Origin of the sequence: Saccharothrix sabaoui, assembly GCF_051756985.1 — a bacterium.
Classification (GTDB): domain Bacteria; phylum Actinomycetota; class Actinomycetes; order Mycobacteriales; family Pseudonocardiaceae; genus Actinosynnema.
Genome location: NZ_JBPKJK010000022.1, coordinates 24,330 through 50,997, shown reverse-complemented (window position 1 = coordinate 50,997; position 26,668 = coordinate 24,330). Strand labels below are relative to the sequence as shown.

The following is a 26,668-nucleotide window of genomic DNA, read 5'->3' as shown; positions in this document are numbered from 1 at the left end:
GGTGGCCGTGATCAGGGTGGTCCTGGCGGACGACGAGGCGAGCGTGCGCGCCACCGTGCGGGCGATCCTGGAGACGGACCCGGGTGTCGAGGTGCTGGCCGAGGCGGCCGACGGCCGCGCCGCGGTGGACCTCGTGCTGCGGCACCGGCCCGACGTGGTGCTGCTCGACGTGCGGATGCCCGAGCTGGACGGGTTGTCCGCCGCGGCGGAGATCCGCCGCAGCGCCCCGGCCACCGCGGTGGTCATCCTCACCACCTTCGGCGAGGACGACTACATCTCCCGCGCCCTCGGCGACGGCGCCAGCGGGTTCCTGCTCAAGGCGGGCGACCCGCGCGAGCTGCTGGCCGCGGTGCGGGCGGTCGCCGACGGCGCGGCGTTCCTGTCGCCCCGCGTGGCGCGGCGGGTGATCACCAGGCTCAGCGGTGACCGGCTCTCCAGGTCGGTCGTCGCCCGCAAGCTCACCGACCAGCTCACCGCCCGGGAGCGGGAGGTGCTGGCGCTGCTGGCCGCCGGCCGGTCCAACGCCGAGATCGCCAGGGCGCTGTCCCTGGTCGAGGGCACGGTGAAGACGCACGTGAGTTCCATCCTGAACCGGCTGGGGGTGCGCAACCGGGTGGAGGCGGCGATCCTGGGCTACGAGGCGCAGCTCGTCGACGGGGACCGCTGACGCGCGCATCACGACCCGTTCAGGAACCGGCGCAGCCTGCGCAGCCCCTCGGCCGTCGTGGCCTCGTCGCGCACCAGGTTGAACCGCAGCCACCGCCTGCCCTCGGCGGGGTCGGCGAAGAACACCGTGCCGGGCGCGACCAGCAGGCCCGCCTCGGCCGCGAGCTTCCCCGCCAGCTCGTCGGAGGCCCAGCCGAGCCCGTCGACGCCCGCGAGCAGGAACCAGCCCCCCTCGGGTTCGACCACCCGGAGGCCGAGTTCGGTCAGCCCGGCGACCAGCTGCGCCCGCCGCGCCGCGGATTCCCGGGTCCCGCACGGCTCGCCGACCGGTCCGGCGGTGGCGAGCGCCTGCTGCAGCGGTGTGGCGGCGCCCAGGGTCAGCCTGGCGTGGACGCCGCGCAGGGCGGTCGTCAGCCGCTCGCCCGCGACCGCGTACCCGAGCCGCCACCCCGGGACGGCGCGCACCTTGGAGAAGCTGCCGACCACGACGGCCCGCTCGTCCGGACCGGCCAGCCCCAGCGGTGAGACGTGCTCGCGGCCGTCGAACGCGTACCGGTGGTAGACCTCGTCCGTCACGCACACCAGGTCCCGTTCCTCGCACAGCCGCAGCACGCCCTCGACCTCGGCCCGGGTGAACGCGCGCCCCGTGGGGTTGTGCGGCGTGTTCAGCAGGATCGCCCGGGTGCGCTCGGTGCAGGCGGCGGCGAGCGCGTCCGGGTCGAGGGTCCAGCCGGGACCTGCGAGCGGCACCGACCGGACCACCGCGCCCGCCAGCACCACGGCCCCGGGGTGGTTCTCGAAGGCGGGGTCCGGCACCAGCACCTCGTCGCCGGCGTCGGTGACCGCCAGCAGCGCGGCCAGCACGCCCTCGGTCGCGCCGCAGGTGATGGTCACCTCGCGGTCCGGGTCGACCGGCACGCCGCGTTCGCGCGAGAGTTCGGCCGCGACCACCTCGCGCAGCGCGGGCAGGCCCGCCGGGTCGGTGTACTGGTGGGCGCCCGAGCGCAGCGCCTCGTGGGCCGCGTCCGACAGGTCGGGCGCGGGGCCGCCGGGCGGGATGCCGAGGGCCAGGTCGACCACGTCGGAGCCGGTGGCCATGGCGAGCAGGCCGGGCAGGATCGGGACGGGCAGTCCCGCCGCCCGCCTGGAGATCATGCCGGGTCCCCGGCGGTGACCTCGTAGAAGGCGAAGCGGAACTCCACGTTGGGCTGGGCGTACACGCGCTCGCAGCGCAGGCCGGCGGCGGCGATGACGTCCAGCCACGCCTGCCTGCCCTGCGGGAAGCCCTGCTTGGTGAGCACGTGCGCCAGGTAGTACTCGGCGTCGCCCGCGTTGATCTGGAGTTCGGGTTCGGCCAGCAGGAGCACGCGGCCGGGCTTGGCCGCCAGCAGGGACCGGTACCGCGACAGCAGCTCGACCACCGCGTCCTCGCCGTCGCGGAACTGCTCGTGCAGCGCGCCCACGGCCAGGTAGAAGTCGCAGTCGGCGGCGTCGGCGGGCCAGGTGTCGGGCCGGAAGGCGTCGCCGACGACGAACCGGACGCGACCGCCGAGGTCGGTCCCGGCGAGGCGGCGCTCGGCCAGCGCGATGGCGTCCTCGGCGATGTCCAGGCCGATGGCGCGGAACTCCGGGTCGGTCCGCGCCATGTGCAGGGCGAGGCCGCCGGTGCCGCAGCCGAGTTCGAGCACCGAGTGCGCGTCGCGGCGGGCCATCAGGTCGCCGAGCAGCCGGGCCAGGAAGCTGATCGTCATCGGCTCGCAGCGGCGGCCGAGGGCCTCGGTGTCGCGCTCGACGTCGGTGCCGTAGTCGACCGTGCCGTCCAGCAGCCCGCCGATCCGGGCCAGGACCGGGCCGTACGCCTCCACGTAGAAGCCGAGCAGGGACTCGCCGACCTGCGAGAGCAGCACCGCCCCGCGGCCGGTCAGCCTCCACCGGCCGCCGTCCTCGCACCCCGGGGCGGGTTCGGCGCCCACCCACCGGATACCGTCGGACTCGACGACGCCGCGGATCTCCAGGTAGCGCAGGACGTTGCGCACCAGGTGCGGCACCCCGCCGGCCGGCACCAGGTCGGCCAGCGCCGTCCAGTCCTCTTCGGACAGCCGCTGCGCGATCCCGGCCCGGCCCAGGCCGACCAGGGTCGAGGCGAGCACGTGCTGGGCCGCCAGGTCCGGGACGCCCTCGCCGACGACGGGCTTCCACACCGCCTGCACGGCCGGGTCCTCGACCAGCACAGCTTCCGGGATCGTCACGTGCGCCCCTCCAAGTCTCGGGTCGAGCGGTGGATCGGGTGGTTCACCGGCACGCGGCGCGGATGGCCGCGCCCGCCGCCCGGGTGTCGAGGTCGCCCCCGAGGTCCGGGGTGCAGCGCGCCGCCTCCACGGTCTCCCGGACCGCCTCGCGCAGCGAGCGGGCGGGCCCGTCGTGCCCGAGCCGGTCGAGCAGCAGCGCGGCGCTGAGCACCGCGCCCACCGGGTTGGCCAGCCCGGTGCCCGCGATGTCCGGGGCGCTGCCGTGCACCGGCTCGTACAGGCCGGCGCCGGTCTCGGGGTTGAGGTTGGCCGACGCGGCGCAGCCCAGTCCCCCGCCGACCTCGGCGGCGAGGTCGCTGAGGATGTCGCCGTAGGAGTTGTTGGTGACGATCACGTCGAACGAGTCGGGGTCGCTCACCAGCCGCATCGCCGCCACGTCCACGTACAGGTGGCGGGTCTCCAGGTCGGGCCGGGTCCGCCGCTCCCGGTCCCAGCAGCGCTGCCAGAGGCCGCCCCCGCTCTCCACGGCGTTGGCCTTGTCCACCATGCACACCGAGCGGGTGGCCGCCGACAGCGCGAACCTCAGCACCCGCGTGACGCCCGCGTGCGTGCTGACCTCGGTGTCGACCGCGACCTCGGCGTCGGTGCCGGGGCGCAGGGCGCCGCCGATGCCGGCGTAGAGGCCCTCGGTGTTCTCCCGCACGATGGCGCAGTCGATGCCCCGGCGGGCCGGGTCGCGCAGCGGGCTGAGCCTGTCGTGCAGCAGCCGCACCGGGCGGTAGTTGGCGTACAGGTCGAGTTCGAAGCGCATCCGCAGCAGGACCCCGCGCCCGTACGCCGGGTCGGGGACCGAGGGGTGGCCGATCGCGCCGAGCAGCACGCCGTCCGCCGCGCGCACCCGGTCGAAGTCGGCGTCGGTCATCGCGGTGCCGTGCTCGCGGTAGGTCCGGGCGTTGACCCCGTCGAGCACGTCGAAGTCGATCCCCAGCCCCAGCTCGTCGACGGCGGCGACCGCCTCGGCGACGACCTCCGGTCCGATGCCGTCGCCGGGGACGACCGCGACGGTCGTCATCGGACCCCTGCCGGGCGCGGCGCCAGCCAGTGGGGGCGTCCTCGCTCGTACGCGGCGATGGCGTCCTCCTGGGACAGCGTCAGGTCGATCTCGTCGAGGCCGTCGAGCAGCAGCCGCCGGGCGTGCGCGTCCACGTCGAACGACCACCGCCGCTCGCGCAGCCGGACCTCCAGCGCGACGAGGTCGACGGTGACCGGCAGCGTCGGGTCGGCCTCCACCGCCGAGCGCACCTCGGTGACCGCGTCGGTGGGCAGCCGGACGGTGAGCAGGCCGTTCTTGAGGGCGTTGCGCTCGAAGATGTCGCCGAACCCCTCGGCGACGACCACGGCGAAACCCCAGTCGCGCAACGCCCACACCGCGGGCTCGCGCGAGCTGCCGGTGCCGAAGTTGCGCTCGGCGACCAGGACGGTGGCCCCGGCGTAGCGGGGCTGGTTCAGGACGAAGTCCTCCTCCTGCCGCCACTGCGCGAACAGTCCGGGCGCGAACCCGGTCTTGGTCAGCCTGCGGCAGTGGTCGCTGGGGATGATCTGGTCGGTGTCGACGTCGCTGCGGGCCAGCGGGACGGCGGTGCCGGTGTGCTCGGTCAGCGGGAGCACGGTTCCTCCAGGTCGGCGGGGGCGGCCAGGCGGCCGAGCACGGCGGTGGCCGCCGCCGTGGCGGGCGACACCAGGTGCGTGCGCGCCCGCGGGCCCTGCCTGCCCTCGTAGTTGCGGTTGGACGTCGACGCGCACCGCCGCTCGCCGCTCACCCGGTCGGAGTTCATGCCCAGGCACATCGAGCACCCGGAGAACCGCCAGGAGGCGCCCGCGGCGGTGAACACCTCGTGCAGGCCCTCGACCTCCGCCTGCGCCCGCACCGCCATCGAGCCGGGCACCACCAGCATCTCGGTGCCGGGTGCGAGCCGGCGGCCCCGCAGGACGTCGGCCGCCGTGCGCAGGTCCTCGATCCTGCCGTTGGTGCAGGAGCCGAGGAACACCATGTCGATGGGGATGTCGCGCAGGGGCGTCCCGGGGCGCAGGTCCATGTAGCGCAGGGCGCGCCGGGCGCTGTCGCGCTCGGGTTCCGAGGTGAACGAGTCCGGGTCGGGCACCACCTCGGACAGCGGGACGGCCTGCCCCGGGTTGGTGCCCCAGGTGACGAACGGGGTCAGCCCGGAGACGTCCAGGCGGACGGTGCGGTCGAACACCGCGCCCTCGTCGGTGGTCTGCGCGCGCCAGTGCGCCAGCGCGTCCTCCCAGGCCGCCCCGGTCGGCGCGCGTTCGGTGCGCTCCAGGTAGGCGAAGGTCGTGTCGTCCGGGGCGATCATCCCGGCCCGCGCGCCCGCCTCGACGCTGAGGTTGCACATGGTCATGCGGGCTTCCATGGACAGCTCGCGCACCGGGTCGCCGCGGTACTCGATGACGTGCCCCGCCGCGTCGTTGGCGCCGACCTCGGCCAGCAGCGCCAGCATCATGTCCTTCGCGGTGACGCCGGCGGGTGCCCGCCCGGTGAACTCGACGGCCATCGTCCTCGGCCTGCGCAGCGCCAGCGTCTGGGTGGCCAGCACGTGTTCGAGGTCGGTGGTGCCGATGCCGAACGCGAGCGCGCCGAACGCGCCGTGCGTGGAGGTGTGGCTGTCGCCGCAGACCACGGTCATGCCGGGGTGCACCACCCCCAGCTCCGGGGCGATGACGTGCACCACGCCCTGGGCGCGGTCGCCGTGGCGGAAGAGCTCGATGCCGTGCTCGGCGCAGTTGCGGCGCAGGGTCTCCAGCTGTTCGACGCTGACCGGGTCGGTGATCAGCAGGGTGTGCGTGGGGACGTTGTGGTCCTCGACGGCCAGGGTCAGCCCCGGCGCGCGCACCCGGCGCCCCTCGGTCCGCAGCCCGTCGAACGCCTGCGAGGAACTGGCTTCGTGCACCAGGTGCAGGTCGATGTAGATCAGGTCGGCGCCGTCGCCCGCGGTGGTGACGACGTGGGCGTCCCAGACCTTCTGCGCCATCGTCCTCGGTGTCACGAGCGCGCCACCGCTTCCAGCTCGGCGGTCACCCGCGCGCGCAGCGCGTCGAGCTCGTCGCACTCGGCCCCGGCGCGGGCCGCGACCAGCTCCTGGTACAGCCGTTCGACCAGCTCGTCGTCGTCGGCCCGGCCGAGGTCGGCGAGGAGGTGGCGCACGATCGTGCGGCCGGAGTGCCTGCCGACCAGCAGCCGCCGCCGCCTGCCGAACCGGGCCGGGTCGACGAGTTCGTAGGTGGCCGGGTTCTGCAGGATGCCGTGCTGGTGGATGCCCGCCTGGGTGGCGAAGGCGTTGTCCCCGAAGACCGCCTTGTTCCTGGGCGTCTGGAGGCCGATGGTCTCCGCGAGCCGCAGGTACGAGTCGTAGAGGCGGTCGAGGGCGATGCCGGTGGAGAGGCCGAGGGCGTCGCCCTTGACCGCGAGCACCGCCGCCACCTCCTCCAGCGGGGTGTTGCCGGAGCGCTCGCCGATGCCCGCGAGGGTGGTCTGCACCTCGTCCGCGCCGGCGAGCACGGCCGCCAGGGCGTTGGCCAGCGACAGGCCGAGGTCGTCGTGGCAGTGCGTGGAGAGCGTGATGTCGGCGGGCAACCACCGGCGCGCCGCGGCGAAGAGCGACGCGTACTCGTCGGGCGTCGCCGACCCGGTCGTGTCCGCCATGCCGATGGTGGTGGCACCCGCCTCGACCGCGTCGCAGACCAGGGCCTTGACGAAGTCGCGGTCGGCGCGGCTGGCGTCCTCCACGCAGAACGCGATGTCGGTCGCCCCCAGCGACTTCGCGTACCCCACGGCGTCGCGGCCCTCGGCGCGCGCCTGCTCGCGGGTGATGCCGCGCTTGTGCTCCAGGTGCAGGTCGCTGCCGGTGCCGCAGACGGCGACCTGGTGGCGGGGGTGGATGCCCGCGGCGGACGCCGACGCGTCGATGTCCTGGCGCGAGCACCGGTTGAAGGTGGAGAACCGGGCGGTGGTCAGGGCGTCGGCGATCAGCCCGGCGGCCACGAAGTCCGCCGGGGACGACGCGGGGAACCCCACCTCGATCACGTCCGCGCCGAAAGCCTCGGACTCCAACGCGTACCGCAGCTTGTCCTCCGGCGACATCGCGTTGCCCGGCGCCTGCTCACCGTCGCGCAGAGTGGCGTCGAAGACCGCGATCCTCCTGTGCCGGCTTTCGTTGTTACCGCTCACTCGGCCCTCCGTCCCGACGGTTCGCCGAACCGCCAGCAGTGCTCGGTGTCTGCCCCCGCCGGTCTCATCCCAGCGCACCCCGCGACCGCGCACCACGCCTTTAAGGCACCCGCGAAACTCGCTGCCCGGCGGGCGTCGGCGCGGGGACCTGCGGGGGTGACGCGAAGTCCTCGCCCAGCAGCGCGATGCCGAGCGTGGTGATGCAGTGCACGACGGTGTTGCGGTGCCGGCGGGTGGTGATCAGCCGGGCCTCGCGCAGCACACCGGTGTGCTGGCTGACGCAGGCCGAGGAGATGCCGAGGAGCTGGGCCAGCTCGCCGGTCGTGCAGCCGGTCCTGGTCTCGCGCAGCAGGCGCGCCCTGGTGCGGCCGACGAGCGGCCCCAGGGACTCGCGCACGAGCGCGCGGGTGCCCCACAGGCCCGCGGCGGCGTCGGCGGTGGGCGTCGCGGAGAACGCGAGCGCCACCTGGCCGCCGGGGGACGGGGGGCGGACGAGCACGGCGGGTCTGCCGGTGAGGAACAGCGACGGCGCGAGCACGATGCCCGCACCCCCGAGGTGGATGTCCTCGTCGTCGTCGGAGGGCACCTCCAGCACCGGCGGGCACCAGCGGATCGCCGGGTGCAGCGTGGCGAGCAGGCTCGCCACGCCCCCCGAGAGGAGCGTGCGCCCGTGCGCGTCGCGCTCGCCCGCGAGGTAGGCACTGATGCCCGGCCAGTAGGGCTGGATCGCCCGCCGGTCGAGTTCGCGCACCACGGCGGGCAGCGCGTCGCGGGCCGCGCCGGTCCCGGCGGTGGCCGCGACGCCGCTCACCAGCCGCACCAGGTCGGCGGTGCGCGCCGCCCTCGCCGCGCCCTGCACGGCGTCGTGGTGCGCGCCCAGGTGCACGGCGAGCCGGTGGTGCCACGGCCCGAAGTGGGCGGCGGCTCCCCTGGCGATCATGCTCAACGCGAAGACGGCCTCGGCCTCGTGGCCGAGGGTGCTGACGACGTGGACCCTGGCCAGGTCCTCGGCGTTGAAGTGGATCCGCTGCACGTTACCTCCCCGATCCGGCACAGCGATGGGCGGTGGCGCCGCACGGCGCGTCACCGCGGGGGTTGCCGGGAGCGTCAGCCGGCGGGACGCACCCAGCGCAGGCCGTCCGCCGAGGGCACCAGGCCGCCCTGGAACAACGGCGTCTGCGGACCGCTGTCCTCCCCGAGTTCGGCCAGCGCCTGCAACTGGGCACCCTCCTGGAGGGACGCGCTCACGACCTTGGCGCGCAGCAGCGGGTTGGCGCCCTCGCCGCCGTCGACCGCGGCGGCGACCGCTTCGGCCAGGCCGCCGGCCGGGGCGCGGACCCCGCTGTCGCCGGAGGCGATCCCCCCGACCAGCTCGACGAACGCCTCACCCTCGGACGCCTGGGCCCCGGTGATCCGCTTGGCGTTCCAGAAGTAGGAGTCGCGCTCCTGGTGCAGGTCGTAGAAGGCCACCAGGAACTCGTGGAACAGCCCGAACTCGCGGCGGTAGCGGGCCTCGAACTCGCCGAACGCGACGTCCTCGGGCACCTCGTCCGCGAGCACGCTGTTGAGGGACCGGGCGGCGAGCAGGCCGCTGTAGGTCGCGAGGTGGACGCCGGAGGAGAACACCGGGTCGATGAAGCACGCCGCGTCACCGACCAGGGCCATGCCCGGTCGCCAGAACGCCTCCTTGTCGTAGGAGTAGTCCTTCCGCACGCGGACCAGGTCGTAGGGCGCCTCGGTGGCGCGCGGCGTCCCGGCGAGCATCTCCGCGACGGCCGGGCAGCGGTCGATGGCCGCCAGCCAGCCGCGCTCCGGGTCGGCCTGGACGTCGCCCGCGCGGTCCGCGGCGAGCACGACGCCGACGCTGGTCAGGTCGTCGCGCAGCGGGATGTACCAGATCCACCCCTCGTCGAAGGCGACGGAGAAGATGTTGCCGCTGTTGGGGGCGGGCAGCCGTCGCCCACCCGCGAAGTAGCCGAACACGGCGATGTTGCGGAAGTACGGCGAGTACTGCCGCGCGCCGCCCACCTCGCGGTGCAGCCTGCTGGTGTTCCCGGAGGCGTCGATCGTGTACCGCGCGCGCACCGCGACCTCGGTGCCGTCCTGGTCGGTGTACTCGACACCCGTCACCCGGTCGTCCTCGGTCAGCACGCGGCGGACGGCACACCCCTCGCGGACCTCGACGCCTTCCGCCGCGGCGTTGCGCAGCAGGATCTCGTCGAACCGCGCGCGCTCGACCTGGTAGGCGTAGGACGTGGGACCCGCCATGCGCGGGGAAAGGGCGAACGAGAAGTCCCACGGTTCGGGCGAAGCGCCCCACTTGAACGTGCCGCCGCGCTTGCGCGGGAAACCGGCGTTCGCCAGTTCGTCGGCGACGCCGAGGATGCGGCAGACGCCGTGCACGGTGGCGGGCAGCAGGGACTCCCCGATCTGGTACCGGGGGTGGTGGTCCCGTTCCAGGAGCAGCACCCGGTGGCCCTGCCTCGCGACCAGCGCCGCGGTCGTCGACCCGCCGGGCCCGCCGCCCACGACGACGACGTCGAAATCCTCTTCCCGGTCTCCGCCCGTCATGCTCCCTCAATTCCGGTGTCCGCAATCATGGGTATTCACCACATCGTCGCCTTGCCCCACGACCGGCCCGAATAGGGTTGACGATCACCGACCACAGGAATGTCGGTCGCCCCCACGCACCAGCCTCTCGGCCGGCACGAACCACGACCCGGCTTCCATTGACCGGGCTCATCTTGCAAGAGCTTCCGCGAAGGTGTCAACCACCCCGAAGTATCGGCCGTATGGCGTACCCGGGGTGGTTCGATCGGCACCCCACCTGCGAAGTCACCCCGAAAAGCCCGACATCCCGACAAGGCGGGAGTGGCGGGGAACGTCATTCACCGAGCGAATTGCCCGCACGCCGGAAGAGGTGCCCCGGGAATGCTCTCCGACCGCACCGACCTTACGCAGCCGAGACTCGGGGAAAGCGCGGACAGCCATCCCGCACCGAAGAACCGGCAGCCGGAGCCCGCCTTGCCGACGCGGTTCCCGATCACACCGGAATGCGGGAACCGGGAGGGTGCGGACACCACGCGTCGCGAAAAACGCGAAAGCACGTCGACGACCGCACTCGTGGTCCCGGCGGCCGACGAACCGCGGGATCACGACACCCCGGCGGCCGACCGCCACTACCGCGACGACTCATCGACCCCGGACCGGGTCACCACGCGCACGAGCCGCCCCTTTCACCACCGCGGTTCCGCACCGGGACGCGGTCGGCCCGCACCGGTATTCCGGGGCCCCGTTCCGTTTCGCGTTCTCCCACCGGCCACGCCGAACGCGGCAGTGCACCTCAAAGGGGAAAGGGAGACGACACCGGGAACCGGAAACGCGCTCACCCGGTGTTCGAGCACGGACGGGAGCGGATCACCGCACCTCGGACCCGATCGGCCGGGTCGAAGCGTCACCGACGGGCGCTCTCCGCCGCTCGGGCGGTGACTCAAAGGAACGATCAAGGCACCCCGGGTGACGGTCGATGCCCGTCCCCCGACCGCCACCGCACAGGCCGCCGTCGGGGTCAACCCCTGGAAGCAGGGTCGGCAATGCTCACGTTGAGTCGACCGCAGACCTCGTCGCGCTACCCCGATCGGGGTGCCAACCTGTCGCCCCGCCCCGTCGACACCACTGTCGAGCCATCTTCTGACCCGAATGGGCGATCTGACCGCGGGGTGCGGGACCGAATCCCGATGTCGCGGTCGTGACCGGCCCGGTGGACGACCGCCGTTCGCCACCACGTCCTCAGCAACCCCCGGACCCGCGGCCGTTCAAGCCGCGCCCCGGGCGTCCGGCCCGCACTTCCCGGGTCGAGCGACGCGGCGACGGGCCCGGCGACCGCAGCCGGAATTCCGAGCGGATTTCCCCGCGACGGTGACACGGCGGTGCCGCCGACGCTGAAGGCGGTGTTCGCCGGACGCCGGGTCCCGCACCCGATCTCCCCGCGGACGAACTGCGGCCGTCTTTCCGCCAAGACCGGGTTCCGACCCGGTCACCGGTACCGATTCGGACTTCCGACCATCCTGTGATCCGCTTCCGGGCACGACAGCGGAGAAGGCGGGTCCCCGGTTCACGTGGTGGTGGAGCACCCGCCCCGGATCATTCAGCTCGGCCGCGTGCCGACAGGGGCAACCACGTCTTCCTCCCCGGAGAACCGGAGAGGTCCGGACACGGATGACGACTCCGCGGAGCGGGCATGCCGATCGACCGGGGGCCGTCGTGGCGACCACCGGCCGATCGCGAACCGGCGTCCCTTACCGCCGGTCGACGCGCATTCCGGGGACGGGACCCCGGCGACCCACCCGTGAAATCGACCGCGAGAACGGGGAAACCCGGTCGGGAAGCGAATTCGGGCGCGATCCCCCGGTGCGCGGTGTTCTTCCGCCGCCGGTGCCCGGTTATGGGCACCGGCGGTCAGGTGCGGGCGTTCCGGCTCCCGGTCAGGCGTCGCGGCGCTTGAGCAGCACCCCGCCCGCGACTACGGCGGCGACCGCCCACGCCACGAGCACGACGACCGCGGTGCCCGGTCCGTACGGCTCCACGGCCCGGTCGATCAGGTACCCGCCGGCCGACAGCGGCAGGTACTGGCCCATGGTGTTGAGGATGGCGCTGTCCACGGCCTGGAACGCGGCGGGCAGGCCGAACACCGCCAGCAGGGCGATCGCGAAGGTGCCCGCGGTGCTGCGGATGATGAAGCCGAGCCCCATGCTGAACACGCCGAGCGAGGTCAGGTAGACGGTGACCGCGAGGACGTCGCGCACGACGTCGTCGACGCCGCCGCTGCGGTACGGGCCGAGCGCGATCCAGGCGATGCCGTCCCCGAGCAGGCCGAACACGATCCCGGCCGCCGCGCACACGACGGTGACGACCGTCGTCTTCGCCGTGATCACCCGGCCCCGCTTCGGCACCCACTGGAGGGTCGAGCGGATGCTGCCGGTCTGGTACTCCGAGCACACGGCGATGATCGCCAGCGCGATGATGGCGAACTGCACGAGCTGCAACCCGGAGACGCCCACGCTGCCCACCGGGACCGAGCCGGGCGGCTCGTTCTCGGCCTGGACCTGGAGCCGGGTGGCCAGCGCGATCACGGCGGTGAAGGCGGCCAGCAGGAGCGTCGAGGCGATCAGGGTCCACCACGTCGAGCGCAGCGTCCAGAACTTGCTCCACTCCGACGACACCGCGCCGGGGAACCCGCCGCCGCTCGGCGCGGGCAGTTCGGCGTTCGACGCCCTGCTCCGCGAGCGCTCCGCCGGGGGAGCGACGTTGTCCGCCATGTTCAGACCTGCGCTTCCGTGTTCGCGGCGCCCCTGGACGGCGCGCCGTACTCGACGCTGGCGCCGGTGATCTCCATGTACGCCTCCTCCAGCGAGGCTTCGACGACCCGCAGCTCGTGCAGCCGCACGCCGTGCTCGAAGGCGAGGTCGCCGATCTCGGCGACGGCGCTGCCCGCGACGGTGATGCTGTCGGCGGTCTCCGCGGTGACGGTGAACGAGTGGTGCAGCAACTGCTCGCGCAGCCGGCCGAAGTGGGCGGGATCGGGCACCCGCACCCGCACGGCGGTGGCGGAGCTGTTGCCGATGATCGACTCGATGGGCCCCTCGGCGATGAGCTTGCCCTTGCCGATGACGACCAGGTGGTCGGCGGTCAGCTGCATCTCGCTCATCAGGTGGCTGGACACGAAGACCGTCCGGCCCTCGCCGGCCAGCTCGCGCACCAGCTCGCGCACCCAGCGCACGCCGTCCGGGTCGAGGCCGTTGACCGGCTCGTCGAGGATGAGGATGTCGGGGTCGCCCAGCAGCGCGCCGGCGATGCCCAGCCGTTGCCCCATGCCGAGGGAGAACTCACCCGCCCGCTTGCGCGCCACCTTCTCCAGGCCGACGATCTCCAGCACCTCGTCGACCCGCGACAGCGGGATGCCGTTGCTGCGGGCCATCGCGATCAGGTGGCTGCGGGCCCGGCGGCCGGGGTGCAGCGACTTCGCGTCGAGCAGGGCGCCCACGCGCCGCAGCGGGTGGCTGAGCGCCGCGTAGGGCTTCCCGTCGATCAACGCCCGGCCCTCGGACGGGCTGTCGAGCCCGAGGATCATGCGCATGGTGGTGGACTTGCCGGAACCGTTGGGCCCCAGGAAGCCGGTGACCCGCCCCGGAGCGATCTCCAGGTCCAGGTCGTCTACCGCCACGGTGTCCCCGTAGCGCTTCGTCAGCCCGCTCAGCGTGATCAAGGAACCCCTCCGTCGATGATGTCGTGATCGAGGTTAGGGACTGCACGCGGCCGATCCATCGGTCGTAAGCAGCACTCGACCGGGACTTTCGACAGAGACCGTTCGGGTGATCGACAACGCCGACGACGCCGACGGCCCCGGCGGCGCGGTGCCGTCGGGGCCGTCTGTGCCGTCCGGGCCTCTGGGCCTCTGGGCCTCCGGGCGGGGTCGTTCAGTCGGCCGCCGTCTTCTCCATCGCCTCGACCAGGCTGCGCGGGCGCATGTCGGTCCAGGTGCGCTCGATGAAGTCCAGGCAGGACTGCCGGTCGGTTTCCTGGAGCGCCACCGACCACCCTGCCGGCACGTCGGCGAAGGTCGGCCACAGCGAGTACTGCCCCTCGTCGTTGACGAGCACGGCGTACCGGCCGTCGGGGTCCTCGAACGGGTTGGTCACCGCTGTCATCCCTCCCTGTCGGTCCCGGCCCTGGCGGCCAGGACACGGCTGATCTCGTCGACCGCCCGTTCGACGGTCATCAGGTCCTCGTGGCCGCCGGGCACGGGGTGCTCGGCGAGCCGCCCGCCCGTGAGGCCGCGCCACGCCCCCGCCGACCACCTCGGGTCGTCCCGCCGGGCGGTGTCCTCGGCGGTGAACACCACGACGTCGCCGTCGAACGGGTCGAGCCGCACGTCGCGGGTGAGCCTGCTGGTGTTGACGAACACCGCCGACGCGGACCGGGGGTCCCCGCCGGGCAGGTGCCCCATCGGGTGCCCGAGGTCGGCCAACCGGGCGGCGAGGTCCGCCGCGCCGCGGTCGTCGAGGGTCCGGGGGTCCACGCCCAGGTCACCGGCGAGCTGCGCGTACGCCTCGTCCTCCGACCACTCCCCCACCCCGCCCGGAGCGGGTGGGTAGGCGTCGACGAGGGCGAGCAGCTCGACCCGCTCCCCGGCGGCGCGCAGGGCGGTCGCGACGCGGTGGGCCAGCAGCCCGCCGGACGACCAGCCGAGCAGGCGGTACGGCCCGTCCGGGTGGGCGGAGCGGATCACCGCGACGTAGTCGGCCACCATCTCCTCGACGGTGGCGGCGGGGTCCTCGCCGAGGCGCAGCCCCCTGGCCTGCACGGCGTACACCGGGCCGGTCGACCGGCGGGCCAGCGGGCCGTAGCACCACCCGAGCCCCAGGCCCGGGTGCAGGCAGAACAGCGGCGTCCCGGTGCCCTCGGCGCGCAGCGGGAGCAGGACCTCCAGCGGGTCGGACGGGCCGCCCGCGCGCTCGGCGAGCGCCGCCGGTGTCGGCGCGACGAACAGGTCCCGGATGGACACCTCGCGCCCCAGCGCCTCCCGCACCCGGCCCACCAGGTCGGTGACCAGCAGCGAGTGGCCGCCCAGCTCGAAGAAGTCGTCGTGCACGCCGACGTCGGGCAGGTCGAGCGCGGCGGCGAAGCACGCGCACAGCGCCTCCTCCACCGGGGTGCGGCTGCGCCGGTCCGCCCGCGCCACGGGTGCGGGTTCGGGCAGCGCCGCCCGGTCGACCTTGCCGTTGGGGGTCAGCGGGAGGGCGTCCACGAGCACTACCCGGTCCGGGACCAGGTAGCGGGGCAGCGTGGCGAGCAGGTGGGCCCGCAGGGCGGGCGCCGTGGCGGTGGAGCCCGGCGCCGGCACCGCGTACGCGGCCAGCCGCCGGTCGGTGGGTGTGCGCTGCCACACCGCGACCGCCGCCTCGGCGACGTCCGGGTGCGCCGCCAGCGCGGCCTCGACCTCCGCCGGTTCGACCCGGAAGCCGCGGATCTTGACCTGCTCGTCCACCCGGCCGACGAACTCCAGCACCCCGTCGGGACGCCACCGGCCCAGGTCGCCGGTGCGGTACATCCGGGTCCCGGGCGCGCCGTGCGGGTCGGCGACGAACCGCTCGGCGGTGAGCGCACGCGCGCCGTGGTAGCCGCGGGCCAGCGCGGGTCCCGCGATGAACAGCTCGCCCGCGGCGCCCGGCGGCACCGGCCGCAGCGCCGGGTCGAGCACGTAGATCCGGGAGTTGCGGAACGGCCTGCCGATCGGCACCCGGCCGGTGTCGGCGGGGTCGCACCGCCACCAGGTGACGCCGATGGTGGCCTCCGTGGGGCCGTACCCGTTGACCATCAGCCGGTCCGCGGCCCAGCGGGCGACCAGCTCGGGCGGGCACACGTCACCGCTGACGGTGAGCGTGACCCCGGGCGCGAGGCCGCCGTCGGGCAACCCGGCCACCACCGCGGTCGGCAGCGCGACGTGCGTGACCCGGTGGCGTGCCGCGAACGCGGCCAGCGCGGCCCCGGTCGGGCGCTCGTCGGGCGCCAGCACGACCGCCGCGCCGCTGAGCAGGCCGCCGAAGACGTTCCAGAGCGAGGCGTCGAAGCTGGAGGACACCAGTTGCAGCAACCGGCTGCGCCCGGACACGCCGAAGTGCTCGGTCTGCTCCTTGACCAGGTCGACCACGCCGGCGCAGGTCAGCACCACGCCCTTGGGCCTGCCCGTGGAGCCCGACGTGTAGATGGTGTACGCCGCGTTGTCCACCCGCGGCGGCGCCGGCACGTCCGCGTCGGTCAGCGGCTCACCGGACCGCCCCGCCAGGTCAGAGACGACGGCGGGGTCGTCGAGCGCCACGACGGGCGCGTCGCCGTGCGCCCCGCGCCGGGCCCACCCGGTGGTGGTCAGCACGAGCACGGGGTCCGCGTCGGCGAGCATGAAGGCCACCCGGTCGGGCGGGTAGCCGGGGTCGACGGGCAGGTAGGTGGCCCCGGAGGCGAACACCGCGAGCAGCGCCACCACCCAGTCCGGGGAGTGCGGCAGGGCCACCGCGACGGGTCGTTCCGGTGCGGCGCCGCGCTCCACCAGCAGCCGGGTCAGCCGGTTGACGGCCTCGGACAGCTGTCGGTAGGTCAGCTCCACCTGGTCGCCGTCGTCGTGGACCAGGGCGACCCGGTCGGGCACGCGGGCGGCGGTGGCGGCGAACAGCGCGGGGACGGTGGCGGGCGAGGTGGTCGGGTCGACCGGGTTCCAGGTGTCGAGGACGAGGTCCGCCTCGCCGGGTTCGAGCAGGTCGACCTCGCCGACGCGCAGTCCGGGCGCGCGGGTGAGCCGGTCGAGCACCACCAGCAGGCGGCGGCCGAGCAGCTCGGCGGTGTCCTGCCGGAACAGGTCCGTGCGGTACTCCACGACGCCGTGCAGCGGCGGGTGCTGGACGCCGGTGCCCCGGTGCGGGGAGAAGCCGAACGCGAGGTCGAACTTGGCGACCCCGGTGTCCACCGGCACGGCCTCGGCGGAGAGCCCGTCGAGGAACTCGGCGCCCGCGTCGGGCCCGGTGGTGTTGTCGAGCGTGAGCAGCACCTGGAACAGCGGGTGCGCGGCGGTCGAGCGGGTCGGGTTGAGCAGCTCCACCAGCCGTTCGAAGGGCACGTCCTGGTTGTCGTAGGCCGCGAGGTCGACCGCGCGGACCCTGGCCAGCAGCTCGGCGAAGGTGGGGTCGCCCCGCAGGTCGGTGCGCAGCACGAGCGTGTTGGCGAAGAACCCGATCAGGTCGTCGAGGGCGTCGTCGGTGCGGCCGGCGATCGGCGTCCCGAACGGGATGTCCTCGCCCGCGCCCATCCGGCGGAGCACGACGGCCAGGGCGGCCTGGAGCACCATGAAGGTGGTCGCCCGGTGGTCGCGGGCCACGCCCGCGATCCGCGCGTGCAGCTCGGCGGGCACGGTGAAGCCGACCGCGTCGCCGCGCGGCGAGCCGATGGCGGGCCGCGCGTGGTCCAGCGGCAGGTCGAGGTGTTCGGGCAGGTCGCGCAGGGTCGTGCGCCAGTGGTCGAGCTGGCGGGCGAGGGGACTCGCGGGGTCGTGCGCGCCCTGGAGCAGGTCGTGCTGCCACTGCGCCCAGTCCGCGTACTGGACGGGCAACGGCGTCCGGTCCGGGGCCCGGCCCGCCCGCCTGGCCGCGTAGGCCCGGCCGAGGTCGGTCAGCAGCGGCCTGCGGGACCACCCGTCGGCCGCGGTGTGGTGCACCACGAGCAGCAGGACGTTGTCCGCCGGCCCGAGGGAGAACAGGCCGGTGCGCAGCGGGGGTTCGGCGGCCAGGTCGAAGGGGACGGCCGCGGCGGCGGCGAGGTCCTCGGCCAGCCGCTCGGCCGAGGTGGCGGTGACGGGCAGCGGCGGCACGGCCTCGTGTGGCGCCAGGACCACCTGCCGGGGTTCGCCGCCGTCGCCGACCAGGGTGGTGCGCAGCGACTCGTGCCGCTCGACCAGGTCCGCCAGCGCGGCGCGGAGCGCCGCGAGGTCCGGTTCACCGCGCAGGCGCAGGGCGACCGGGACGTTGTAGGTGGACGAGGGTCCTTCCATCCGGTCGAGGAACCACAGCCTGCGCTGCGTCGACGACAGCGGGACGGGCCGGTCGTGGCCCCGTGGCCGGATCGCCGGCCTGTTCCCGACCTCGGTGTCCAGTGCCGCCGCCAGGCCGGCGGGCGTGGGCGAGTCGAAGACGCTGCGGAGCTCGACCTCGACGCCGAGCACCGACCGGACCCGGCTGACCAGCCTGGTGGCGGACAGGGAGTGCCCGCCGAGGTCGAAGAAGTTGTCGTCCACGCCGACCGCGGGCAGGTTGAGCAGGTCGGCGAACAGCCCGCACAGGACCTCCTCGCGGGGTCCGCGGGGCGACCTGCCCGCCACCCGGACGTGCCGGTCGGGCCGGGTCTCCGCGAGGGCGCGGCGGTCGACCTTCCCGTTCGGGGTCAACGGGAACGCGTCGACGAGCTCGATCGTGTCGGGGATCGCGTAGTCCGGCAGCACGGCGGACAGCGCGTCCCGCAGCTCCCGCAGCACCGGTGTGGCGCCCGGGGCGGGCAGCACGTGGGCGACCAGGCGGACGCCACCGGTGTCCTGGACGGCGACCACCACGGCCGCGGCGACGCCGGGCCGCGCGGCCAGCGCGGCCTCGACCTCACCCGGCTCCACCCGGAAGCCCCGCACCTTGACCTGGTCGTCGGCCCGGCCGACCCAGGTCAGCTCGCCGTCGCCGGCCACCCGCACCACGTCCCCGGTGCGGTACATCCGCCCACCGGGCGGCCCGAACGGGTCGGCGACGAACCGCTCGGCGCTCAGCCCCGGTCGGCCCCGGTAGCCGCGCGCGAGCCCCGTGCCCGCGAGGTACAGGTGCCCGGTCCCGCCGGGCGGGACCGGGCGCAGCGCCGAGTCGAGCGTGTACGCGCGGGCGTGCGCCGCGGGCGTGCCGATCGGCACGACCTCGGGCACGGCCGTAGCGGCGCGCGCGGTGTAGGTCGTGGCGTACGACGTGGCCTCGGTGGGGCCGTAGGCGTTGGTGAGGACCAGGTCCGGGCACGCGTCGAGCACGGCCCGCACCGCCGGGCGCGCGACCTGCTCTCCGCCGACCCACAGCTGCCGCAGGGAGCGCGGCAGGGCCGGGCCCGCCTCGACCAGCACGGGCAGCATGGCCGCGGTCAGGCACGCGCCGGTGACGCGCTCGGACTCCAGGAGGCGCACCAGCGCGGCCGGGGACAGCTCGTCGGGCGGCGCGAACACGACGGTGCCGCCGGTGAGCAGGCAGGGCCACACCTCGTTGGTGGCGGCGTCGAAGGCGTGCGGCGACTGCGCCAGGACCCGTTCGCGGGCGCCGTCGACCCAGGAGTGGTCGCGTGCCAGGTCGACGACGGCGCGGTGGGTGACGGCCACGTTCTTCGGCCCGCCGGTCGAGCCGGAGGTCTGCATGAGGCAGGCGAGCTGGTCGGGCAGTGGACGCGCGGCCGGCTCGGGCAGCGACGCGCCGTCGTCGGGGCCCAGGACGGCGACGCCGAGCGCGTCCGCGCGGGCGGCGGAGGCGTCGTCGGAGAGGAGCAGGCGCACGCCGGCCCCGGCGAGCACGCGGCGGAGCCGGTCGTCGGGGTGGGCCTGGTGCAGCGGCAGGTAGGCGCCGCCCGCCTTGAGCACGGCGAGTTCGGCCACGACGACGTCCGGCCCGCGCCGCATGAGCAACGCCACCGGGTCCTCCGGCCCGACCCCCGCCGCGACCAGCCTGCGGGCCAGCCGGTCCGCCCGCGCGTCGAGTTCGGCGTAGGTCAGGTCGAGGCCGTCGGCGCGCAGTGCGACCGCGTCCGGCGTGGCGGCGGCGACCCGGGCGAACACCGCGGGCACGCTCGTGCCGGGCGCGCCCGCCGCGTCGGGGGCGGCCGCCTCGCGGTCGGTCACCTCGCGGTCGGCTGTCTCACGGCCGGCCACCTCGCGGTCGGCCAGGTCGAGGTCGCCGACCGGGCGTCCCGGGTCGTCGAGCATCCTCTCCAGGACCCGCGCCAGCCGCCTGGCCACGGAGTCCGCGGTGGCCTCGTCCACGACGTCGGGGCGGTGGTCGAGGCGCAGGAGCAGGCGTGGGCCGGGGACGGCGACGAGCCCGAGCGGGTAGTGGGTGCTGTCCTGCCCGCTGATCCCGAGGACCCGCGTCCCCGAGCCGCCGGGGACGACCGCGCCGCCGCCGTCGTGCGGGTAGTTCTCGAAGACGGTCATGGTGTCGAACAGCTCGCCCGCGCCGACGACCCGCTGCACCTCGGCGAGCCCGAGGTGCTCGTGCGGGATGAGCGCGCCGTGCTCCCGGTGCACGCGGTCAAGCAGCGCGCCCACCGGCTCGGCGGGGTCGAGGCGCACGCGCGCCGGCACCGAGTTGATGAACAGCCCGATCATCCGGTCCACGCCGGGCACCTCGGGCGGGCGCCCGGACACGGTCGTGCCGAACACGACGTCGTCGCGGTCCAGCAGGCCGCCCAGCACCACGGCCCACGCGGCCCGCACGACGGTGGCCGCGGTCAGCCCCCGCGCCCGCGCCACGTCGCGCAACGCCGCGGTCCGGTCCTCGTCGAGGGCGAACTCCACGCGCCGGGGGCGCACCGGGACCCGCGTCACGCCCGGCGCGGCGAGCAGCGTCGGGCGGGTCAGGTCCCCCAGCGCGGCCCGCCACGCCGCGCGCGCCGCCTCCTGGTCGCGCCCCGCCAACCAGCCCAGGTAGGCGCGGTACGGGGTGACCGGGGGCAGCGGGTGGCGGGGTCCGCGGGTGTAGAGGGTGAACAGCTCGTTGAGCAGCACGGGCACCGACCAGCCGTCGAGCAGCAGGTGGTGGTAGGTCAGCACCAGGCGCCACCGCGTCCCGGGCATGCGCACGACGAGGAGCCGCAGCAGGGGCGGGTCGGCCAGGTCGACGCCCTCGGACCGGTCCTCGTCCAGCAGGCGCTCCAGCGCGGCGCCCGCGTCCGGTTCGGCGCCGAGGTCGACCTCGCGCAACCGGCCCGCGGCCTCGGCGGGCACGACCTGGACCGGTCGGCTCAACCCCTCGTGCCGGATGCCGACGCGCAGCGTGCTGTGCCGGGCCAGCAGCGCGTCGAGCGCCGCGCGCAGCGCGTCCGTCGACAGCGGCCCCTCGCCCTCCAGCACGAGCTGCGACAGGTACACGTCCTCGGCCTCGGGGGCGTAGAGGTTGTGGAACAGGAGACCTTCCTGCAGCGGCGTCAGCGGCAGCACATCGGCAAGTCCGACCACGGTCACCGTGACGTCCTCCAGTCGCTCAGGACCCGGGGGCCGGACCACCACCGGTGCAGCGATGAAACAAGCGGGCACGTCGGGGGGTCAACGCTTCCCCCGGCGTTTAAGCTGCGGCTGAACGTCCGCCCCCGCACGCCGCCACCTGCCCGTTCGCCGGACGGCCCGGGTCTTTCGCGCTGTGCTTAAGCACCTGGCACGCGCTGTCGCACCGTTCCTAGTATCGGGACGACGACAGGGAAAGCGGTCCGCTGCGGCGTCCACGCGGGACGTCCGGCGCCTTCCGGCGCACGCCGCTCCCCGCGCGACGGACATGCGATGGAGCGCCCCATGCCAGACAGGATCGTCATCGTCGGCGGCGGCACCGCGGGGTGGATGACCGCCTCCTACCTCAAGGCCGCCTTCGACGATCGCGTGCAGGTCACGGTGGTCGAGTCCGACCGCATCGGCACCATCGGCGTCGGGGAGGCGACGTTCAGCGACATCCGGCACTTCTTCGCCTACCTGGGCCTGGAGGAGTCGGACTGGATGCCGGCGTGCAACGCCACCTACAAGCTCGCCGTGCGGTTCCAGGACTGGCGCGAGCCGGGCCACCACTTCTACCACCCGTTCGAGCAGTTGCGCTCGGTCGAGGGCTTCCCGCTCACCGACTGGTGGCTGCGCGGCGGACCGACGGACCGGTTCGACCGCGACTGCTTCCTCATGGCCAACCTGTGCGACGCCGAGCGCAGCCCGCGCCGCCCCGACGGCAGCCTGCTCGGCCGGGACCTGCCGGGCGACGTGGCGGAGTCGAACGTGCTCACGATGTCCGAGCACCAGGGCAAGACGCAGTTCCCCTACGCCTACCACTTCGAGGCCGCCAAGCTGGCCCAGTACCTCAGCGGGTACGCGGTCGACCGCGGCGTGCGCCACGTCGTCGACGACGTCGTCCACGTGGCGCTCGACTCCCGGGGCTGGGTCGACCACGTGGTGACGAAGGAGCACGGCGAGCTGCACGGCGACCTGTTCGTCGACTGCACCGGCTTCCGCGGGGTGCTGATCAACAAGGCGCTGGGCGAGCCGTTCCAGTCCTTCCAGGACACCCTGCCCAACGACAGCGCCGTCGCCCTCCAGGTGCCGCTGGACATGGAGACCCGCGGCATCCGGCCGTGCACCACGGCGACCGCGCGCGAGGCGGGCTGGATCTGGACGATCCCGCTGTTCGGCCGGATCGGCACGGGGTACGTCTACGCCAAGGACTACCTGTCGCCCGAGGAGGCCGAACGGGCGCTGCGCGAGTTCGTCGGCCCCGAGGCCGAGCACGTCGAGGCGAACCACATCAGGATGCGCATCGGCCGCAGCAGGCGGTCGTGGGTGAACAACTGCGTCGCGGTCGGGCTGTCGAGCGGGTTCGTCGAACCGCTGGAGTCCACCGGGATCTTCTTCATCCACCACGCCATCGAGCAGCTCGTCAAGTTCTTCCCCGGCGACGACTGGGACGTCGCGCTGCGCGACCTCTACAACGAAGCGGTCGGGCACGTCATGGACGGGGTGCGCGAGTTCCTGGTGCTGCACTACCGGGCCGCCGCGCGGAACGACACCCAGTACTGGCGCGACGCCAAGACGCGGGTGCTGCCGGACGGCATGGAGGAGCGCCTGGAGCGGTGGCGCACGCACCTGCCGGACTCGGAGACGATCTACCCCTACTACCACGGGTTGCCGCCGTACTCGTACGCGTGCGTCCTGCTCGGCATGGGCGGTCTGCCGCTGCGGCACTCCCCCGCCCTGGACCTCATCGACGACACGGCCGCGCGCAAGCAGTTCGAGCAGATCCGCGACCGCGCCGACGAACTCGTCCGCACGCTGCCGAACCAGTACGAGTACTTCGCCCAGTTCCGCTGAGGTCCGGTGCCACCGGGGCTTCGGTCCCGCAGGGGCTCGGTACCGCCGGGGCCCGGTACCGCCGGGGCCCGGTCGGTCCCGCCGGGAGCCGGAGACGGAGGTCGGATGACAGGGCCGGACGTGGGGCTGCGGGACATGATGTCCCGCTTCCCCACCGGTGTCGCCGTGATCACCGCCTTCGACCCGGACGGGACGCCGCGCGGCATGACGTGCTCCTCGCTGTGCAGCGCCACCCTCGACCCCCCGACGCTGCTCGTCTGCCTGCGGACCGGCAGCCCGACGGCGGCGGCGGTGTCGGGGAGCGGCCTGTTCGCGGTCAACCTCCTGCACTCGCGGGGTCGTGCCGCGGCGGAGCTGTTCGCCTCGGGCTCCCCCCGACGGTTCAGCCGGGTGCCCTGGGACCGCCCCGGGTCGGGGGCGGGCCCGCACCTGGTCGACCACGCGCACACGGTGGCCGACTGCGCCGTCTCGCGGACCATCCCGACCGGCGGGCACCTCATCGTCCTCGGGCGCCCGCTGGCCATCGTCCGGCGCTCCACCGCGCCCCCGCTGCTCTACGGCCTGCGGGACTACCACCCGTGGCCGCGGCTCGCGTCGGGGAGCGGCACCAGGAACGGTGACGGCGGGGGCACGTGACTCCCCGGCCGGCAGGCCCGCCGGGGTGGGCGGCGGGCCTACCGGGTCCTGCCCGGGTGCGGGTGGTTACGGCGTCACGGAGAGCAGGTGGGCCTTGAGGCCCTCGCCGACGCCGGGTTCGGGCGTACCGCTCCAGTCCTTGATCAGCACGGCGCCCGTGCTGCAACCCCAGGGGTTCCACGTCCACGCCAGGTAGCCGATGTGGTGGGCGTCGGCCCAGTCGACCAGCCGCTGCATGTAGTCGAAGCCGCAGTCGTCCTGGCCGAACTCGCCGAGCACGACCGGGACCTGCGCCGCGAGCGGGGCGATCTGGGTGTCCCAGCAGGCTTCGGTGACGCAGGCGTTGAAGCTGTAGGCGTGCCACGAGGCGGCGATGTTGCCAACCGGGTCGATCGGCTTGTGGGCGAGCCACTCGCGCATGTCGTTGGCCCACTCCAGGCCGCCCAGCATCAGCACGTTGGTCGCGCCGGTGGACCGCACCGCGTCGACCAGGTCCTGCATCCCGGCGACCTCGTAGGGGATGCCGGTGCAGGTGCCGCCGTCGCGCCAGCACTGCCAGCCCAGCGTCTTGTCCCAGTTCGCGGCCATCTCCGGGTACGGCTCGTTGAACAGGTCGAACACGACGGCGTCGTTGCCCTTGAAGGTGTTCGCGACGCCGGTCCAGAACTGCGGGGAGTACTTCGCGTCGGGCATCGGCTTCTGGCACACGGCGTGCTCGTCCTTGCAGTGCCAGTCCGGGCTGTCGGTGTAGGCGCCCCAGGTCCAGTGCAGGTCGAGGATCACGTTGATGCCGTTGGCCACCAGCAGGTCCACGTAGTCCTCGACGTGCTGCTGGTAGACCGCGCCGCCGGGCGAGCCGTGGACGCCCAGCCAGCACTCCTCGTTCAACGGCACCCGCACCGCGTGGATGTTCCAGGTCTTCATCGCGTCCACCGACGCCTGGTCCACCGGGCCGCCGTCCCACATGCCCTTGCCCTGCACGCAGGCGAACTCGCCGCTGGAGCGGTTCACGCCCAGCAGCCGGTACGGCGTGCCGTCCTCGGTGACCAGCTCGTTGCCGGACACCCGCAGTTCCGGCGCCGGCCCGTCGCCCGGCGGAGTGGTCGTGGTCGTGGTGGTCGTCGTGGTGGTGGTCGTCGGGTCGGTGCCGGTGCACGCGGCGCCGTTGACGGCGAAGTCCACGGGCTTGGCGTTGGTGCCGCTGTAGGCGAAGTTAGCCCCCGCGCTGACGCTGCGGCCCGCGGGGACGGTGCCGTTCCAGCTCGCGTTCGCGACGGTGACCTTGTTGCCCGACTGGGACCACGCACCGTTCCAGCCGTGCCGGAGGGTCTGGTCGCCGGTGTAGCCGTAGGTCAGCGTCCAGCCGTCGACGGCCGAGGAACCGAGGTTGGCGATGGTCACGGTGGCACCGAACCCGCTGCCCCAGTCGTGGGTGGTGTAGTCGACCCGGCACGCGAACGCCGGCGCCGCGCCCGCGCCACTCGCCCACGACCCGCCCTCCGCCGCCAGCAGGCCCGTGCCCGCGATGGACACCACGGCGCCCAACGCGGCCAGCGCGGTGCGGCGTTTTCTGGCTCTTCCCAACATCGGCACTCCTTTGTGCTGGTGATGTCCGGCCCCGCCGCGTCTCCCCGGAGGGGTTCGACGGGCCGGCAGGCCGGTGGTCGGACACGGTTCGCCTGGCCTGGGAGCGCTCCCAGAAAAGCTGCGGATGCGCCTCCTCCTCGTCGGTCACCACACGAGCCAAGACCACCCAGAGGGTTACTCAGGTAGCCGAAGTAAGTCAATACCCTGGGCGGAGGCCGCCAGGGCATACCGCAGCATCACCACTCACACGAGGCCATCCGCCCTGGTGACGACTTATTCAGGCAACTTGACAACAGCTCTACTGCCCCGTGCTCGGCACCCCGGCCGACGGCGAGTGGTCGGGCGCCTCGGCAGCGCCGGCGGGCACCGGGCGCGCCCCGTCCTCGGACCGGCCGCGGCCCGTGGTCAACTCGCTCTGCAGGACGAGGACCGCTCCGCCGATCGCCGCCGCGTCCGACCCGTTGACCGAGGGCACCACCCGCACCGGGTGCGCCCGCCGGGCGAACAGCCGGCGGTCCACCTGCTCCTGGATCACCGCCCGGTAGGTCGAGCCCGCCACCGTGAAGCTCTGCCCGGCCAGCACGATCGCGTCCAGGTCGAACAGGACCGCCAGGGTGACCGCGGCGTGACCGAGGTAGCGCGCCGACCGCTCGACGAGCTCACGGGCTTCGGGGTCACCGGTGTTCGCGGCGGCCGCGATCCGCGAGAACTCGGTCAGGAAGTCCTCGTTGGCCGGGTCGAGCGCCAGCCTTCGGGCGAGGGCCGGGATCGCCAACGCCTGCCGGACCACGGCCGACGGGCCGGCGTAGTTCTCCAGGCACCCGACGTTGCCGCACGGGCACTCGTCGCCGTGGACGTCGACCGAGACGTGGCCGATCTCCGCGGTGTTCGACGAGCTGCCCCGGTACACCTCGCCCGCGACCACCACCCCGCCGCCGATCCCGGTGGCCATGTAGATGCAGCCGTAGGTGCTGCGCGGGTCCACCGCACCCATCCAGTACTCGCCGATGGCCGCCGCCGCGGCGTCGTTGTCGAGCAGCACGGGCAGTTCCAGGTGCTCCGAGAGGCGCTGCGCGACGGGGTGGTCGCACCACTCGCCGGTGGGCTGCGGCGTCAGCAGCACACCCGCGCGCCGGTCCTGCGGGCCGTAGCTGACCAGCCCGACCCCGAGCACCTTCGCGCGGTCGACGCCCGCCGTCGTCAACAGGGCGTCCACCTGCGACGCCACCAGCGGCAGCGCCCGGTCCGGCGGCATCGACGCGACGCCGTGGAACGAGGTCCGCGCCACCGGCCGCCCGGCCAGGTCGACGACCACGATGACGCACGCGTTGCGCTCCAGCTGCACGCCCACGCCGTAGCGCGCCGGCGGGTTGAGCTGGACCAGCGTGCGCGGCTTGCCGCCCGTCGAGGCACCGCGCCCCACCTCGACCACCAGGCCGTCGCCCAGCAGCTCGCGCACGACCTCGGAGATCGTCGCCCCGGTGAGGCCGGTCGCCGTGGCGAGTTCCACCCGGCTGATCGTCCGCGCGGCCCTGATCACGTCCAGCACCAGGCCACGCGTCTTCGGCCGGCTCGCCCACAGCGGGCTCCTCGCCACGGAACCTCCTC

At 74.1% G+C, this 26,668-nt stretch carries 17 protein-coding genes; 3 read left to right on the top strand and 14 right to left on the bottom strand.

Going from position 1 to position 26,668, the window contains the following annotated elements; translation table 11 throughout:
• Positions 1-7: 7 nt before the first annotated feature.
• On the top strand, positions 8-667 hold the full coding sequence (locus ACR807_RS09505) for a response regulator (RefSeq protein WP_438920856.1): 660 nt from the start codon (positions 8-10) through the stop codon (positions 665-667).
• Between the two features lie 8 nt (positions 668-675).
• Here the strand turns inward: ACR807_RS09505 and ACR807_RS09500 are convergent, their stop codons facing one another.
• The 12 genes from ACR807_RS09500 to ACR807_RS09445 form a co-directional block, all read right to left on the bottom strand.
• Positions 676-1,821 (bottom strand): pyridoxal phosphate-dependent aminotransferase, encoded by a 1,146-nt coding sequence (locus tag ACR807_RS09500; protein WP_438920855.1) that lies wholly within the window; start codon positions 1,819-1,821, stop codon positions 676-678.
• A complete protein-coding gene (locus ACR807_RS09495; protein WP_438920854.1) occupies positions 1,818-2,915 on the bottom strand; it encodes an SAM-dependent methyltransferase in 1,098 nt (365 codons plus the stop codon). The genes ACR807_RS09500 and ACR807_RS09495 overlap by 4 nt, the downstream gene beginning before the upstream one ends.
• A 43-nt stretch (positions 2,916-2,958) precedes the next feature.
• Positions 2,959-3,987 carry an isocitrate/isopropylmalate dehydrogenase family protein gene (locus tag ACR807_RS09490; protein WP_438920853.1) on the bottom strand — a complete coding sequence of 343 codons (1,029 nt, stop codon included), beginning with the start codon at positions 3,985-3,987 and terminating at the stop codon, positions 2,959-2,961.
• Entirely contained in the window at positions 3,984-4,583 is a 600-nt protein-coding gene (gene leuD, locus ACR807_RS09485) for a 3-isopropylmalate dehydratase small subunit (RefSeq protein ID WP_438920852.1), read from the bottom strand. Before leuD ends, ACR807_RS09490 begins: the two co-directional genes overlap by 4 nt.
• Positions 4,571-5,968 (bottom strand): 3-isopropylmalate dehydratase large subunit, encoded by a 1,398-nt coding sequence (gene leuC, locus ACR807_RS09480; RefSeq protein ID WP_438920864.1) that lies wholly within the window; start codon positions 5,966-5,968, stop codon positions 4,571-4,573. The genes leuD and leuC overlap by 13 nt, the downstream gene beginning before the upstream one ends.
• Positions 5,969-5,979: 11 nt before the next feature.
• Positions 5,980-7,164, bottom strand: coding sequence for a LeuA family protein (locus ACR807_RS09475; protein WP_438920851.1), 1,185 nt, complete (start codon positions 7,162-7,164; stop codon positions 5,980-5,982).
• 100 nt (positions 7,165-7,264) lie between these two features.
• Positions 7,265-8,197, bottom strand: coding sequence for an ArsR/SmtB family transcription factor (locus tag ACR807_RS09470; protein ID WP_438920850.1), 933 nt, complete (start codon positions 8,195-8,197; stop codon positions 7,265-7,267).
• 74 nt (positions 8,198-8,271) lie between these two features.
• Positions 8,272-9,735 carry a tryptophan 7-halogenase gene (locus ACR807_RS09465; RefSeq protein WP_438920849.1) on the bottom strand — a complete coding sequence of 488 codons (1,464 nt, stop codon included), beginning with the start codon at positions 9,733-9,735 and terminating at the stop codon, positions 8,272-8,274.
• A gap of 1,913 nt (positions 9,736-11,648) precedes the next feature.
• Positions 11,649-12,482 (bottom strand): hypothetical protein, encoded by an 834-nt coding sequence (locus tag ACR807_RS09460; RefSeq protein ID WP_438920848.1) that lies wholly within the window; start codon positions 12,480-12,482, stop codon positions 11,649-11,651.
• A gap of 2 nt (positions 12,483-12,484) precedes the next feature.
• On the bottom strand, positions 12,485-13,429 hold the full coding sequence (locus tag ACR807_RS09455; protein WP_438920847.1) for an ABC transporter ATP-binding protein: 945 nt from the start codon (positions 13,427-13,429) through the stop codon (positions 12,485-12,487).
• Between the two features lie 211 nt (positions 13,430-13,640).
• Positions 13,641-13,862: an MbtH family protein gene (locus ACR807_RS09450; RefSeq protein WP_438920846.1), complete on the bottom strand. Its 222-nt coding sequence runs from the start codon at positions 13,860-13,862 to the stop codon at positions 13,641-13,643.
• 5 nt (positions 13,863-13,867) lie between these two features.
• Positions 13,868-20,962: a non-ribosomal peptide synthetase gene (locus tag ACR807_RS09445; protein ID WP_438920845.1), complete on the bottom strand. Its 7,095-nt coding sequence runs from the start codon at positions 20,960-20,962 to the stop codon at positions 13,868-13,870.
• 324 nt (positions 20,963-21,286) lie between these two features.
• Here ACR807_RS09445 and ACR807_RS09440 point away from each other — a divergent pair, with 324 nt between their 5' ends.
• Both ACR807_RS09440 and ACR807_RS09435 read left to right on the top strand, forming a co-directional pair.
• Complete coding sequence (locus ACR807_RS09440; protein WP_438920844.1) at positions 21,287-22,837, top strand: tryptophan halogenase family protein; 1,551 nt, start codon at positions 21,287-21,289, stop codon at positions 22,835-22,837.
• A gap of 105 nt (positions 22,838-22,942) precedes the next feature.
• The gene (locus ACR807_RS09435) at positions 22,943-23,473 is read left to right on the top strand and encodes a flavin reductase family protein (protein WP_438920843.1); all 531 of its coding nucleotides are present in this window, start codon (positions 22,943-22,945) and stop codon (positions 23,471-23,473) included.
• A 66-nt stretch (positions 23,474-23,539) separates the two neighbouring features.
• Here the strand turns inward: ACR807_RS09435 and ACR807_RS09430 are convergent, their stop codons facing one another.
• Entirely contained in the window at positions 23,540-25,060 is a 1,521-nt protein-coding gene (locus tag ACR807_RS09430; RefSeq protein ID WP_438920842.1) for a cellulase family glycosylhydrolase, read from the bottom strand.
• A 298-nt stretch (positions 25,061-25,358) separates the two neighbouring features.
• On the bottom strand, positions 25,359-26,657 hold the full coding sequence (locus ACR807_RS09425; protein ID WP_438920841.1) for an ROK family transcriptional regulator: 1,299 nt from the start codon (positions 26,655-26,657) through the stop codon (positions 25,359-25,361).
• Positions 26,658-26,668 lie beyond the last annotated feature (11 nt).